The organism is Dolichospermum lemmermannii CS-548, assembly GCF_028330815.1.
GTDB lineage: Bacteria > Cyanobacteriota > Cyanobacteriia > Cyanobacteriales > Nostocaceae > Dolichospermum > Dolichospermum lemmermannii.
The window spans coordinates 1-16,261 of record NZ_JAQMTJ010000243.1 but is presented as its reverse complement, the minus strand read 5'-3'; the positions used below and the strand labels follow the sequence as shown (position 1 = coordinate 16,261).

Sequence of the window (16,261 nt, the reverse complement as noted above, 5' to 3'; positions counted from 1 at the left end):
TGTATAGACTGACCCCTCTCCAAACCTCTCCCCTGCAAGGGGAGAGGCTTTAAAACCCCCATTCCCTTGCAGGGAAGGGGGGTAGGGGGGTTAGGTTTTTGGAGATTACTGGTTTGATATAATACTTTTCAAACAACCTCTTAGCCATAAACTTTTCCAACATCCTCTTCAATCTTACAAAAAAAGGGAACAGGGAACAAGGAACAGATAACAAACTAAAGTTGCACTTTATAATGTAGTATGAGCCTTTTCAAGAATTATTCTTAATAAGGGTCAAAGAACTAGTAGTGGCAATTTCTGTGGTTTTTTGTCGCCGATAATCCTGTACAGTCAAAAGTTGCCAACTGGAATTTTGTGAAAGTTCCAGAACCCATTGATGATAATTAAATAAACTTTCCCGATGTCCCACACTAATAAATGTTGTTTTTCTCTCTTGTAATTGTTGATATAAATTACCTTCATTTTTCAAATCTAAAGCACTCGTTGCTTCATCTAATATAGTGAAACTAGGATGAGTAACTAACAGTCGTGCAAATGCAAGGCGTTGTTGTTCTCCCAGCGATAATATGTTCTCCCAAGGAACTTCTGTATCGAAGTTATCGACTCGACTTAGTAAGTTTTGCAGATTAACTTGTTGCAAAATATCTTTCAGTTCTGCGTCAGGTATTTGACGATTTGTACTAGGATAAAGTAACTGTTCGCGCAAAGTTCCTAAGATTATATAAGGACGTTGCGGCAAAAATAAGACTTCTTCTAAGGGTGGTCTCACCAGACGACCAGTCCCCGCATTCCACAAACCAGCGATCGCTCTCAACAGAGAACTTTTACCTCGACCACTAGGTCCAACAATTAATAAACCTTCTCCTGCTTTGACAGAAAGTGATAATTCTTCAACAATCACCTGCTCATAGTCGGGTGTTTGTAAAGTGACATGATCAAAAGCGATATGGTTTTCTTCTACTGTCTTAATGGTACTGACATTCTCTGGTTTTTTAGTAACTGCTTCTAAAGCACTTGAAAACTCATTTAAACGCTTAACGTAACTAGAAAATTGTCCATAAGTCCCAAATTCACTGATTAATTCACCCAAAGCAATAGCAAACATATTAGAAGCTAAAGCGGCTTGTCCCAGTTGTCCAAAATCAATTTCACCTCTAATATATAAAGGTGCAAGTACTAAAAAGGGGAATATTTGGATAACAGATTGATATCCTCTGCTAAAAATGTCTGTCCCTCTCTCCCAACCTATCTTGCGTTGGGTATTTTTGAAAAGATGATTAAATCGCTTCGCAATTATATTTAATTCTTGGGGTTCTCCTTGAAAAAAAGCTATCGATTCAGCGTGATTCCTAACATGCGTCAAGGAATAATTGTAGTCAGCTTTAAATACAAGTTCCTCTTGATTAATTTTAGTCAATTCTTTATTTAAGTAAATGGCAATAAAATTACCTATAATTGTATAAGCAAGCAAAATAACCGCAATCTGTGGGGAAATTGACAAGATAATTATGAAAAAAGTCCCCATTTCCAGGACTTTTTCCAGTAAAGTAGCCGAAAAATTCAGAGCTTTAGTGGTAACAGGTTCAATTTCTTGGGATAACCGCTGATCTGGGTTATCAATATCTGCTTTAAAGTTAATTTTATAATAAGCACGATTGCTTAAATATTTATCTAAAATATGATAATTGAGCCAGTTGTACCAATCAAGAGCAATTTGTTTTCTGACAAATTTAGAAAATCCTACTAAGAGCGTTACAAAGACAAGTACAACAATATTGACTGATAAGGTGTTAATGAACTTAGAATAATCTTTTTCTTGAATCAGAGTATCGACCAAATAACGATTAACGAAACTACTAAAAGCATTCATACCCACAAGCGCGATTATTAGTAATATCAGGAGAATCAGCATTCCCCATGAACGAATCACGTCTGAGAATGCTCTTTCACCTTGCTTTGTTGGATACCAATAAGGTGCCGCAATCGCTTTTACACCTGCCAAAAATTGAGTAAAATCTGAAAAAGCATTTGTTATGGGTTGAGCTTGAACAACTTGGGTTGGCATATTTTAGAAATAAGATAAATTATGAATGCTGAATATGAAAAATTAATCATTCAAATAACGGCTACCCTTGGACTCCCTTCGACTCCGCTCAGGGTGGTCTGGTCAGTACAGCTTGCTTGATTTCTCTTACAAGCCCAGTCCCTTTAGGGCTGGGTTCTGACAATTCAAAGTAAAGTTACACCACCATCCACAGGCAAAATCACCCCTGTGAGATAGGGATTAGTAATTACACTTAACACTGCTTGCGCGATTTCTTCAGGTTGACCAAGATGCTCGACAGGTAAGGCGGCGATCGCCCATTTTGTCAGGTCTGAGCGTTCAGATTCGCTTTGACTGCTCCAGATACTTGTATCTTCTATCAGTCCAGGCGCAATCACGTTGACCCGAATCGGTGCAATTTCTAAGGCCAGTGAGCGCCCAAACACCGCAACAGCACCATTCGCTGCGGCGATAGCGGAAATCCCCCCCATTTTTGAAGATTTGAAGATAGTGACACTGGATGTGAGAGTAATAGAGCCGTCAGGCGCTATATTTTTCAACGATCCACGCACAGCCAAGAACGTCCCCCAGAATTTATCCATCGCACCTTGAGCCGTTTGGGTGGTCATCTCTGCTAAAAGCGATCGCGGCATATTTCTGTCTCCCATCGCCGTTACAATCAAATGATCGAAGTTGCCGATCTGCTCAAAAAAACCATTGACTGCATCCTCATTCAACAAATCAACAGTTTTACCCTCAATTCCCAGAGAAATCAACGCCATCGCCTCATTTAATTTCTCTTGAGATGAGTGGGAAAGTACAACTTTTGCCCCCATTTCTACCATTTTTTTGGCGATCGCCAGATCAATCCCTGAGCTTATACCAATAATCACCACTTTTTTGCCTGATAGCAACTGAAACATTGTCTTACCTCATCAAATAAAAACAGAACAAAATATCACATTAAGTTTACTGGCTTCTTTACTGAAACCAACAAATAATCTATAGATGAAGAATCTAGCAAAGCATCTATAGCAACCACATTGAAATTATAAGTTTCTTCATCTATCTTTCCTGTGTTAAATTCCTCTATAATCGAAGATTTTAAATCTCGGTAGTGTATTTTCCAGCATACCTCTGTCGCTTCCACAAATTCTATTGGCTGAAATCCTGCTTGTTGATAAAGACGTTTATAATCTTCAATATCTTTATCTTTGACAATATTTTCAGGAACAATCAAATCACCAAAATACTTTGTAGTGTCGAAAATGAGATCGGCGAGGATCAGATTTCCCCCTGGCTTCAATACTCGCATTGCCTCTTTCAGAAACTTCTCTCTTGTGTTAAAGTAAAAAGCAGCCTCCACACAGATGATGTTATCAAAAAAATCATCCTCAAATTCCATCTGCACAGCATCCATGCAAATAAACTTGCAGCCTGGCGCATTAACTATACTTCTTTCGATTTGTTTTCTGGAAATATTAATGCCCACAACATCCGCAGGGGAATAATAGTTAAGGAGATGACTGGTAGTTGCTCCCAAACCGCAACCAACATCGAGGATATTTCCCTGCTTGTTTGGCATAAATTCTAACAGCTTTTCCATCAAATTAAAACAGGCTTCATGCTGATTTTGAGTATCTGAGTGCCAATAACCCACATTGAAAAACTCTTTTTGACCATAGTAATCTCTAGTCGAGGTATTTAAAATTAAACTGTCAAATATACCGATAAATTCGTTTTTATCCATTTTTACTCACACTTGTTTATATTGGTTTTCATTGTGATCAACCCCACTCATCATTTAGATGTTTGCTTGTGCTTGCTGAATACAAGCTTTCAATTTTTCGGCTAAAACCTGGACATGGGGTTCAACCATAATTGTGATATGGTTTCCGAGGACAAAATGAATATCAACTGGCTCGCTAGAAAACTCACTCCAGCCCAAGGATAAATCCTGTGAAACCTCAGCATTTAAATAACCATTAGGGTCTTCTGGTAGATCCTCATTAGCGCGGAGAATTGTCAATTTACCTGAATAAGGCTGTTTTGGTACATAATCAACTAGACATAAACAACTATTTTTATAAGCTTGGACGATATTTGTCAACTGGGTAATTTCAGCATTTGGAGGCAGCATATTAGCCATTTTGAAATACTGTAAAACATATTTTAGTTGCTCATCTACAGTCAAAGATTGCAGAGTTTCATAAGAAATATCTACGTTCTTTTCTAAATAAACTTCTATGCCTTTGCTCACTTCAACTAACCACCTCGCATGATCCCAATTAATATAATCAATCAGCATTTGTTTATCTTTATAGGTTGGTGCTGAAGAATCAACTATTGCCAACAAAGCAACTGCCTGTCCCTGGTTACGCAACTGTTGAGCCATTTCAAAAGCTACATTCCCCCCATAAGAATGTCCGCCTAAAAAGTATGGTCCCTGTGGCTGAACAGCTTGCATGGCTTCAATGTAAATACTAGCCATATCCTCAATATGAGTAATCGCACCTAATTCCTGATACAGATTATTTTCAAAACTGTATAACGGTTGATCATCTCCTAAACAACGTCCTAAGTGATAGAAGTAAAAAGGTCTACCCCCTGCACCGGGAACACAGAAGAAAGGTAAGTTTGAACCATTGGGCTGAATTGCTACTAAACAAGATGGAGAAGAATCATCGGATTCCTTTTGGATAATTGCTGCTAACTGTTCTATTGTGGGGTTTTGAAACAGGTCTTTTACAGGAATATCTTTACCAATCTGCTGCTTAATTTGAGTCATTAAATAGGGAGCTAAAAGAGAATGACCACCCAAATCAAAAAAGTTATCCTGTACCCCAATTTTGTCAATTTTAAGAATATTTGACCAGATTTGCAGCAGTTTCAATTCCAATTGATTACGCACTTCGATAAATCTATCGGAGTTACTGGTGTGAGCAGGTGCTTTCAAGGCGTGGCGGTCTATTTTACCATTAGGAGTAAGTGGTAAAGAGTCCAACATCACAAAAGCATTTGGTATCATATATCCAGGTAGTTTATTGCCAAGAAACTGACGCAGTTCGCTAGTTGTGAGTGTGACATCTTTTTGCGGCACAATATAGGCGACTAACTGCTTACTTCGGCTACGCTCAGTACAAGTCTCACCTGGGGTATCTTCGCGGACAATGACGCAAGATATTTGCACATCCTCATGTTGACTAAGTACGGCTTCAATTTCGCCTAATTCAATGCGGAAGCCACGAATTTTAACTTGATGATCGATGCGTCCCAAGTATTCGATATTGCCATCAGGTAAATAGCGTGCCAAGTCCCCGGTTTTATATAATTTTGAATGATCAAAAGGGTTGGGGATAAATTTCTCTTGGGTTAACTCTGGTCGGTTGAGATAGCCGCGTGCTAAACCTGCTCCACCAACGTGTAACTCTCCTGGTACACCAATCGGTACAGGTTGTAAGTTTTGGTCTAACAAATAGATTTGTGTATTAGAAATTGCCCGACCAATGGGGATTGTTGTGGCGATCGTTGTTAATTCCTCTACCAAATACCAAGAAGAAAAAGTGGTATTTTCTGTAGGACCATAGACATGGAGCAGTTGTTTTGGAGCGCCTTTTTCTAAGACTTCTTGCACCCATTGGGGGTCAACCGCTTCACCACCAAATAGTAGATATCTGAGAGAACTAAATGCTTGTGGTACAAAACTAGCTAACTGATTGAATAAAGCTGTGGTTAAAAATAAGACGCTGACTTCGCGATCGCGGATATTGGCAGCAAATTCTTGAGGGGAAAGTAAGACAGATTTAGTGATCATCACTAACTTTGCTCCGTTGAGCAATGCTCCCCAAATTTCAAAGGTTGCGGCATCAAAAGCAATATTTGCCGCTTGAGCAACGCAGTCATCAGGTGTTAACTGTACATAGTTAGTGTTTTTGACGAGTCGATTTACAGCCTGATGATTGACGACTACTCCCTTGGGTGTGCCAGTAGAACCGGAGGTATAAATCACATAAGCTAAGTTACCAGGTTGCACCTCAGTGATTGGACTCTCCGGACTAGATTCACAGATCACCAGCCAGTCGGTATCTAAGCAAACGACAGGCACTTGATGTTCAGGTAATTTCTCAACTAAATGCTGTTGGGTTAATAAGACTGAAACTTGAGCATCTGCCCACATAAAGCGCAACCGCTCAGTTGGATACTCAGGGTCAAGGGGCACATAAGCACCACCCGCCTTGAGAATACCAAGTAATCCCACAATCATCTCCCAAGAGCGCTCCACACAAATACCCACTAACACATCTGCTCCCACTCCCAAAGACTGCAAGTAATGCGCTAACTGATTAGCTCGACAATTTAATTCATGATATGTAAGTTGTTGCTCTTCAAATACCACCGCCACAGCATCCGGGTTGCGCTCTACCTGCTCCGCAAACAACTGATGAATGCACAAATCATGGGGATAGTCTACTTGTGTATCATTCCACTCCACCAATAATTGATGACGCTGGGCTGGACTTAACAGTGGTAATTCCGAAATTCGCATTTCTTGATTTGCCACAATTGCTTGGAGTAAAGTTTGAAAATGTTCCCCTATGCGAGTAATTGTGGTTGCATCAAATAAATCAGAGTTATAGCACCAAACACCCTCCAGACCTCCTGGAATTTCCCAGTAGTTCACTTCCAAGTCAAATCTGGCCCTGACATCAAGTGGTAAGGGCATATTTTCGATAATTAAACCTGACAAATTGCTAGAAGATTGGGGGGTATTCTGGAGAGAAAACAGCACCTGTACCAGGGGATTACGACTCAAATCGCGGTCTAGCTGCAACTTTTCCACCAACATTTCAAAGGGTAAATCCTGGTGAGCATAGGCGGACAATGTTGTTTGTCGCACTTGCTCGTGGAATTCTCGAAAGGTGGGGTTTCCAGAGAGATTACCCCTGAATGCTAGGGTATTAGCAAAAAACCCCATGAGCGGCTCGACACTCTTGCTGTTGCGGTTGGCAATGGGGGAGCCAACCACCAGATCCAACTGACCACTATAACGAGAAATTAAGACCAAAAAAGCTGCCAGTAGGGTCATAAACAGCGTAGCGTCTGACTCCTGGCTCAACTGCTTGAGGCGTTTCGTCAGGTGGCGATCCAGTTGAAAACACTCAACCCCACCTTGAAAAGTCTGAACTGGGGGACGGGGATAATCCGTTGACAGTTCCAAGATGGGAGTTAACCCTGCTAATTGTTCTCGCCAGTAATTCAGTTGGCGATCTAGGACTTCACCTGTGAGCCACTGACGTTGCCAAACTGCAAAATCCGCGTACTGGATCGGTAATTCAGCTAAAGGGGAGGGTAAACCTTGAGTGAAAGCTTCATATAACTGAGATAATTCACCGAAGAAAATGCTCAATGACCAACCATCGTAGATAATGTGGTGCATCTTCAACAGCAGTATATACGAATAGGGACTCAGTTTCAGTAACGTAAACTGTACTAGGGGTTCTCCTGCCAAATCGAAGGGTTTTAATGCGGCAGCGATCGCCATCTGTCGAAATTGCGCCGTTTGTTCTTCTGTAGATAACCCCTGTAAATCCTCGATTTGCCAGGTTACTGTTGAGGGCGGAGCAATTCGCTGGACCGGTTTTCCGTCTACCATGGGAAAAGTAGTTCTTAATATCTCGTGACGACGAATCAGTTCAGTCAAACTCTGTTCCAGAGCCACTAAATTTAGCGCACCTTCTAGCCGCAACGCCTCCAACAGATTGTAAGCAGTGCTGTCTGGTGATAGCTGGTGCAGAAACCAGAGCCGCTGTTGGGCAAAAGATAGGGGTAAATCTTCATCCCGTGAGACAGGAATAATCGCTAATTCAGCAGTATTCGTCGGCGTTTTTGCTTGTTTTAAAAAGTCCAGAATTTCAGATTTTCTAGTCCCGATTGCTTGCTTAATTTCTGATGTCATTACTCCCTTGGGAGCCTGATATCGTAGCTTCTGCTCCTCTAGCCAAACTTTGATATCTAAACTATTTAAATAAGATAAAAACTCTACTACTTTCACTTGCCAATTGCCTCCCAAAGCTGTTGTTTAATCAGGTTTAAATTTTATAAACCTAGGAATCGCCTATTTTTGAGCATATTAAAGCCTCAAGCCCAACCAGGATAAGGGTTTATGCCATATTTATTCCAAGAAATCATAAAGGGAGCGGTAGAACCGAAATTTTTCTATAATTCTCCCTCTTCGTAATCTTCTGGGGTTTCGGTAATAGATATTTGACTAACCCCAAGTACCTCAATCATTTGGGCTAAATTGGCGATAGTTGGATACTCCAGCAAATTTTGTAAGGACAATTCCACCGAGAAAATATCGCGGGAACGAGAGATCACCTGAGTCGCTAATAGAGAATGTCCTCCCAAAGTAAAGAAATTATCCTTAACCCCAATGCGTTCCAATCCCAAAACTTCACTCCAGATTTGTGCAATTTGAGCTTCAATAGGAGTACGAGGTGACACAAAACCCGTTGCCAGATTTCTGGAAGCTGTATCAGGTGTAGGTAATGCGCGACGATCTACTTTACCATTGGGAGTTAAGGGTAAAGCATTTAGCAGGACAAAAGCTTGAGGAATCATGTAATTGGGTAGCTTTTGTTGGATAAATTCCCGCACTTGCGGCACAAGCTTCTGGACTAACTTACCATACAGGGGATTGTTCGTATAGTCAGTCCAGGGTTTAGTTGTAATTGTCTCATGCTCCCAAAAACTTGGGTATGATTGTATATCAGAAACTGGCGTTGAACTGTTACGGCTCAATACCACATCAAAACAACCATCCTGACTACTTTCCCACCAACTGAGGTGGACTGTGTAGCCTAACTCCTCTCCTATCTGCCAAATTTGCTCAGGATTGATCCCCACCATTGGCTGTGCGGCTAACCGTTGTCGCAGTTCTCCCACCGTAGAGGCGGCAGGAGGATTTTCCAACCAGCCTAAAACCTGCCGCGCCTGTTGTAGCCGTTGATTAGGTACATCTCTGATTCCTAACCATTCTGGCTGAACCAACTTGAGCTGATCTTGTAATTGTGTCCACGAAAGTTGGTCAAGTTGCCAATTTAACCAAGGAACTGCCCTTTTCTCCACATTAGTATTTAGATGCAGAGTGACATCATAGCGGAATTGGGTTAACTCATTTTGAGCATGACCGCGCTTAGGTTGAATCTCTACCCAAGTAATCTGGGGAAAACGTTGTTGTAGAGCAATGAAAAATCTGGGATCAATGAGCAGTTCTTCTTCGGCGGACACAGTCTGATGTACCTGCTGTTGCCATTGTTCAACGGTTCTGTCAGACTCGGCGCGGGCTAACTGTACGGCGGCATGGTATGGCAACAGCAAGGGTAAACTACGGACATCCCCCACGAATATCTTACCTTGAGAGGCGATCGCTGTCATTGCCCCTTCTAAAACCTGTAACAGATAGTCCACACTGGGAAAATACTGTACTACTGAGTTCACAACCACCGTATCAAAGACTCCTTGGGGGATACCTTCAAAGTTATCTGCTGTTTTGTGTAGCAGGCGGACATTTTCTAGACCCTGGATCTCCCCACATAATCGCTCCAGATTGCGAATAGTTGCTGAGGAATAATCGGCTCCCCAATATTCTTGACAATGGGGAGCAACGCGAAATAGCAATAACCCACTACCGCAACCAATTTCTAACACTCGCTGCGGTTTCCCTAGCAAAATTCGGCTCACCGTACTCTCAACCCACTCCCGCATTTCTGAATCGGGAATGGCTTTGCCAGTATAACTACTGTTCCAACCACTAATATTGAAGGTGGGGTCATCTGTTGGGGTTTGCTGTTGGCTATAGGATTGTTCATAGAGTTTTTGCCAATCACTAACATACTCGCCTTGCCATTGCGCCAACTGTTCTGGTAAAACTTGACCCTGGAGAGCCGGAACTAAATAAGCGACCAGACGTTTATCACCAGGGATGTCTTCTCTTGCTATGACGACACTTTCCTGTACTAAGGGATGTTGGCTTGCAACTGCTTCAATTTCACCCAGTTCTATGCGAAAACCCCGAATCTTCACTTGATTGTCGATACGTCCCAGGTATTCAATCGTCCCATCCGCTAAATAACGAGCTAAATCCCCGGTTTTATACAATTTTGATGGGCCAAAGGGATTGGAGATAAATTTCTCTTGGGTTAATTCTGGTCGGTTGAGATAGCCTCTGGCTACCCCAACGCCAGCAATATGTAATTCTCCTGGTACACCAATCGGTACAGGCTGTAACTGGGAGTCTAAAATGTAAACTTGGACGTTGGCAATGGGACGACCAATGGTAACTTTTGGGTCGAAAGGGGTGCATTTTGCCACAGTTGCACAGACGCTTCCTTCTGTCGGTCCATAAGCATTAAAGAAATTGCGCCCCGCTGACCATTGTTTGATAAGTTCAACCGCACAGGCTTCTCCCGCGACAATTATGGTTTGCAGGGTAGTCAGTTCGACTTTATGCAGAACAGCTAATGCCGATGGTGGTAGGGTGATATGGGTAATGGCATAATCTCGTAATCGCTCAATTAAGGGCGTACCGGGCATTAGAGAATCTTTGCTTCCTAGATAAAGTGTCCCTCCCGATCCCAAGGACATCAAAATTTCTGATATACAAGCATCAAAACTCAAGGAAGCAAACTGGAGAATTCGACTATCAGAATGCAAACCAAAAGCCTGAATCTGAGCTTGAGCTAGGTTGCATAATCCCTTATGCTCAACCATTACCCCTTTCGGTTTACCCGTAGACCCAGAAGTATAAATTACATTGGCTAAGTTAGCAGCAGTGACGATTCCTGTGAGATTTTCTTGACTGTTTTGGGCAATTTGTTGCCAGATTTCATCTAAAAATACAGGTTTGGCTGGATGTTGGGGTAATTTTTCAATGAGTGTCCATTGGGTCAGCAGTAACGAAACTTGACTGTCCTCTAACATCAAGCTCAGACGTTCTTGGGGATACTCAGGGTCAAGCGGTACGTAAGCACCGCCTGCTTTGAGAATTCCTAAAATTCCCACGAGCATTAAGGGCGATCGCTCTACACAAATCCCCACCAACTGCTCGGTTTTTAGCCCCAAAGACCGCAGGTAGTGAGCTAACTGATTAGCGCGATTGTTCAACTGTGCATAGGTCAGTTGTTGATTTCCACAGACTACTGCGACTGCATCGGGAGTCTGTTGTGCCTGTTTTTCTACTAATTGATGAATACACTTGTGGTAGGGATCATCGGTTTGGGTATCATTCCATTCCCTTAATAGTTGGCGATCTCCCTCTGTTAGCAAGGGTAGTAAAGCCACCGATTGTTGGGGATTGTCAGCAATTGCCCCTAATAAAGTTACAAAATTTTGCATCATCCGGGCAATAGTTGTCCCATCAAACAAATCCCTGTTATACGAGCAAAAGCCTCCCAGACCTTCTGGTACGTCCCACAAGTAAACTTCTAGGTCAACGCGAACCGAGTCCAGTGCTGAAGCCATATCCTCCACCCTGACACCAGGAAAATCCCAAGGCGCAGTTGGCGCATTCTGGAGGGCAAATACCACCTGCGTCAAGGGATTGCGATCCAAGTTCCGCTCCAGTTGCAACTCTTCCACTAACATTTCAAAGGGTAAATCCTGATGCTCGTAGGCGTTTTGAGTAACTTTTCGCACCTGCGCTAGTAAGGCTTCAAAGCTCGGTTCTGGGGAAAGATCGAATCTTAGCGCCAATGTATTGACAAAAAAGCCAATTAATGGTTCGATTTCTTGGCGATTGCGATTAGCGATCGGTGAGCCAACCACCAAATCTGTTTGTCCACTGTAACGAGACAGTAACACTACAAAACCCGCCAACAGTGTCATAAACAGAGTGCTTCCAGACTTTTGAGAGAGCTTTTTCAGCTGCTGGGTTAGCTGGCTATCTAGTTGCAGTTGCTCTGTACCGCCTCGGAAAGTTTGTATAGCTGGGCGGGGGCGGTCTGTGGGTAATTCTAATAGAGGTGGCGCACCTGTTAACTGTTGCTTCCAGTAGCTTAATTGACGCTCTAATACTTGATTTGTCAGCCACTGACGCTGCCAGACAGCGAAGTCGGCATACTGTATGGATAATTCTGGTAATTCAACAGAACTACCCGTTGAAAAGCTGCGGTAATAGGCTGAGAGTTCATCGATCAAAATGCCCATTGACCAACCATCAGCTGCAATATGATGAATTGCTAGTAGCAATACATACTCGTCGGGCGCAACTTGCCAAAGCTTGACTCGCAGCACTGAACCATTAGCCAAATCGAAGGGTTTACAGGCTTCTGCTGTCGCCAGTTCCTCTACTTGTTTGGTGGGGTCTTGGAGATTTTGTAAATCCACCACTGGTAGGGTGATGGTCATACTGGGTGCGATCGCCTGCACCGGCTTATTATCCTTAATCTTAAACTGAGTCCGCAGCGGTTCATGACGTTGCCCGATCGCCGCAAAAGCTTGCTCTAAAGCTTTGACATTGAGATTCCCCACCAGCCGCATGGTGAAATCTATTGTGTAAGCACTACTTTCACCTTCCAACTGATTTACAAACCACAGGCGTTCCTGCGCCCACGATAGAGGTATGTCTCTGTCTCGGTCAACAGGTGCGATGGCTGGCACCGTCAAACCTGAACCAGTTTCTAGCTGACTTAAAATCGCCTCACTTAACTGAGAAACTGTCGGTGATTCAAAGATATAGCGTAACGGCAACGAAATTCCAAAAGCTTCCTGCAAGCGAGAGATTACCTGAGTTGCTAGTAGAGAATGTCCTCCAAGTTCAAAGAAATTATCCTCAAGACCCACCTTTTCTATTTGTAGTATTTTTTGCCAAATAGCAGCAATGATTTTTTCTGCTTCTGTATTTGGCATGACATAATCAGCTTCACTTAGAACAGTTAGCTCTGGTTTTGGCAGGGCACGGTGGTCTATCTTGCCGTTTGGTGTTAAGGGCAAGTTCTCTAGCACCACAAAGCTGGAGGGTATCATGTAGTCGGGCAAGAGTTTCTTAAGATTAGCTCTCAAATATCGAGCTAAATTATCGGGGTAATTATTTTTTACATTGCCATAATCAGCAAATAATCGTTGATAGAAACGTGTTTGCCGGAAATTATTTTTATAGTGATAGGAGACATATTCAAAGTTAATATTTTCTCCATTCTTTTTCAGCAGACGACCTTTAATTGCATAATCTGGGTTGAGATTATTTTCGCAAAGTGTCCTGGAACAAACTGCTTGAATGACATCACCGTACTCAACCTCAATCCCCGGTTCAAATAATGGTAAATAAACAGGAAGCCAGCAATATTCATGTTCGAGAATATCTATTTCTTCTCCGGCAATAGTATGCAAATTCAGCCATACCAAAAATCCATTCATTCGCCCATTTTTGTGAATTTCCAATTGAACTTCATGGGAAAATTCTGGGCTAATATATTCATTGAAGTTCAAGTCTTCCAAAACATCCACAGTGGATAGAACATTTGCTTGGGAAAATTTCTTAATACATACCCTTAAGTCAAATGGATATCCGACTTCCTCAAAGATTTTTTTGGTGTAATATGCCGGAATTTCAGCAAATTTAGGATTGTGTAATATTTCATCTGGGAGAGTGACAGCCGCCATCTTAGTAATGCTTCTTTCAGGAATCATCAAACCATCAGGCTTGAGAAATCTTCTCGCGTTATTAATAATTACTGCTGCTCCTTCAGAGCCACCAATTGCTCCCACGATTTCGGAAACGCAGACATCAGCGAGTTCTGGGATATCAACTAAAGTTGCATCTCCATGAATGACTGTGATTTTGTCTGCTAAACCTAACTTTTCAATACAAGCTCTTGCTTGGCGGCAGGTTTCCTCATTTCTTTCAATTGCATAAATTTTATTGGCACCCCCTTGGACACAAAATCTGGATAAGATTGCATCTTTACCTGTGCCAATTTCAACGACTATTTTATCTTTGACCAATTGATTAATAGCGACTTTATAACTATCGTTACGTCGATGGTCATTGGTCATAGCGTAATACAGCAAGTCGTCATAGACATAGTATTCAGCTATAGATGGCCATAGCTCTACTTTGTCTGTTGATAATTTTTCTGGTTTCTTTGATGATTCGAGGTTTTTCTGTTGCGGTACAACATAAGCTACCAGGCGTTTGTTATCCGGTTGGTCTGACCGTGCTACGACCACTACTTCCCGTACTTCTCTTAGCTGGGACAGCGCAGCTTCAATTTCGCCCAACTCAATGCGGAAGCCACGAATTTTTACTTGATTGTCAATTCGCCCTAAATACTCCAATTCGCCATTCGGCAGATAACGAGCTAAGTCACCGGATTTATATAGTAGCTGCTCGGAGTTGCCATTAAAGGGATTAGAGATAAACCGTTGTGCTGTCAGTTCGGCGCGATTGAGATAGCCACGAGTCACCCCAGCACCACCAACGTACATCTCACCCGCAACCCCAATCGGCACTGGCTGTAAATGTTCATCCAGCACATACACCTGTAAGTCCCCAATCGGACGACCAATTACACTTGCTTTACCATGCAAATCGGCTTTGCTCAATGGACGATAAGTTACATGTACAGTGGTTTCTGTAATCCCGTACATATTCACTAACTGGGGCGACTGGTCGCCGTGTCGGTCAAACCAAGGCTGCAAACTATTGAGTTCTAAAGTCTCTCCTCCGAAAATTACCAGGCGCAAGTTCAAATCTCCAACAGTTGCAATTGACTGTTCTGCTGGAATCAACTGACGGAAAGCTGATGGTGTTTGATTGAGAATTGTAACTTTCTCTTGACATAGTAATTCATAGAAGGATTTGGGCGATCGCGTTACTAAATATCCCACTACTACCAGTCGTCCACCATATAGCAATGCACCCCAAACTTCCCAGACAGAGAAATCAAATGCATAAGAGTGGAACATTGTCCACACATCTTGAGAGTTAAAGTTATACCAAGAGTCTGTGGCTGCAAACAGACGCACTACATGAGAGTGGTTGACTAAAACGCCCTTGGGCTTACCTGTAGAACCCGAAGTGTAGATGACATAAGCTAGGTTACTTGGTGTGGCGATATTGAGAGGATTTGAGTTGCTGTTTTGAGCAATTTTTTCCCCATCGCTATCTAAGCAGACGATATGCGCCTGATGCTGTTGTAATTTCTCAACTAGATGTTGTTGAATCAATAAGACTGAAACTTGAGCATCTTCTAAGATCAAGTTCAAACGCTCTTGGGGATAATCTGGGTCAAGTGGCACATAAGCGCCCCCGGCTTTGAGAATTGCAAGTAGTCCCACGATCATTTCTAGCGATCGCTCTACACACAACCCTACCAGTACATCCGCACCCACACCCAAAGACTGCAAGTAATGCGCTAACTGATTAGCTCGACAATTCAACTCGTGATATGTAAGTTGTTGATTCTCAAACACCACAGCCACAGCATCGGGTGTCCTCAAACACTGCTCCTCAAATAACTGATGGATACACTTATCTTGGGGATAGTCTACTTGTGTATCATTCCACTCAATTAATAACTGCTGCTGCTCAACTGCTGTCAACAGAGGTAATTGGGAAATTCGCTCAAAGGGATTCGCTACAATTCCCTCAAGTAGTGTCACAAAATGACTCGCCATCCGCTCGATGGTGCTGCTATCAAACAAATCAGTGTTATATTCCCACACTCCCACCAGTCCAGTCCCTGTGTTCTCCATTGCTAAGGTAAGATCAAACTTGGCAGTTGTGCTTTCTACAACCAGTGGACTAACAGTTAACCCAGTCAGTTCTACTTGAGAGTTAGGCGCATTCTGGAACACAAATGCCACCTGGAACAGGGGTGTATGGCTGAGGTTTCTTTGGGGCTGTAATGCTTCCACCAGCATTTCAAACGGCAAATCCTGATGAGCGTAGGCGGACAGCGCCATTTCCCGAACACGCCCCAGTAATGATGAGAAACTAGGATCTGCCGATAAATCAGTCCGCATCACTAAAGTATTCACAAAAAAGCCAATTAACCCTTCTATTTCGCTGTGATTGCGGTTAGCAATTGGAGTCCCTACCAAAATGTCTTCTGTTCCTGTGTAGCGATAAAGTAGGGTATCAAACGCTGCCAACAGCGTCATAAACAGAGTACAATCTTGTTGCTGACTCAGTTGCATTAACCCTTGAGTTAATTC

At 42.6% G+C, this 16,261-nt stretch carries 5 protein-coding genes; all 5 read right to left on the bottom strand.

From position 1 onward, the window contains the following. Nucleotides 1–250: 250 nt before the first annotated feature. Nucleotides 251–2,065 carry an ABC transporter ATP-binding protein/permease gene (locus PN450_RS16380; RefSeq protein WP_271836950.1) on the bottom strand — a complete coding sequence of 605 codons (1,815 nt, stop codon included), beginning with the start codon at nt 2,063–2,065 and terminating at the stop codon, nt 251–253. A 164-nt stretch (nt 2,066–2,229) separates the two neighbouring features. Continuing rightward, the gene (locus PN450_RS16375) at nt 2,230–2,967 is read right to left on the bottom strand and encodes an SDR family oxidoreductase (protein ID WP_015079722.1); all 738 of its coding nucleotides are present in this window, start codon (nt 2,965–2,967) and stop codon (nt 2,230–2,232) included. A 35-nt stretch (nt 2,968–3,002) separates the two neighbouring features. Then, complete coding sequence (locus PN450_RS16370; RefSeq protein WP_271836949.1) at nt 3,003–3,794, bottom strand: class I SAM-dependent methyltransferase; 792 nt, start codon at nt 3,792–3,794, stop codon at nt 3,003–3,005. 54 nt (nt 3,795–3,848) lie between these two features. Beyond that, nucleotides 3,849–8,096 carry a non-ribosomal peptide synthetase gene (locus PN450_RS16365; protein WP_271836948.1) on the bottom strand — a complete coding sequence of 1,416 codons (4,248 nt, stop codon included), beginning with the start codon at nt 8,094–8,096 and terminating at the stop codon, nt 3,849–3,851. Between the two features lie 164 nt (nt 8,097–8,260). After that, nucleotides 8,261–16,261 (bottom strand): non-ribosomal peptide synthetase (locus PN450_RS16360; RefSeq protein ID WP_271836947.1); only part of this gene is annotated, 8,001 nt, incomplete at its 5' end.

Excerpts from the sequence above, each read along its gene's own strand:
- PN450_RS16380 (WP_271836950.1), bottom strand. The coding sequence starts at position 2,065 with ATGCCAACCCAAGTTGTTCAAGCTCAACCCATAACAAATGCTTTTTCA.
- PN450_RS16375 (WP_015079722.1), bottom strand. The coding sequence starts at position 2,967 with ATGTTTCAGTTGCTATCAGGCAAAAAAGTGGTGATTATTGGTATAAGC.
- PN450_RS16370 (WP_271836949.1), bottom strand. The coding sequence starts at position 3,794 with ATGGATAAAAACGAATTTATCGGTATATTTGACAGTTTAATTTTAAAT.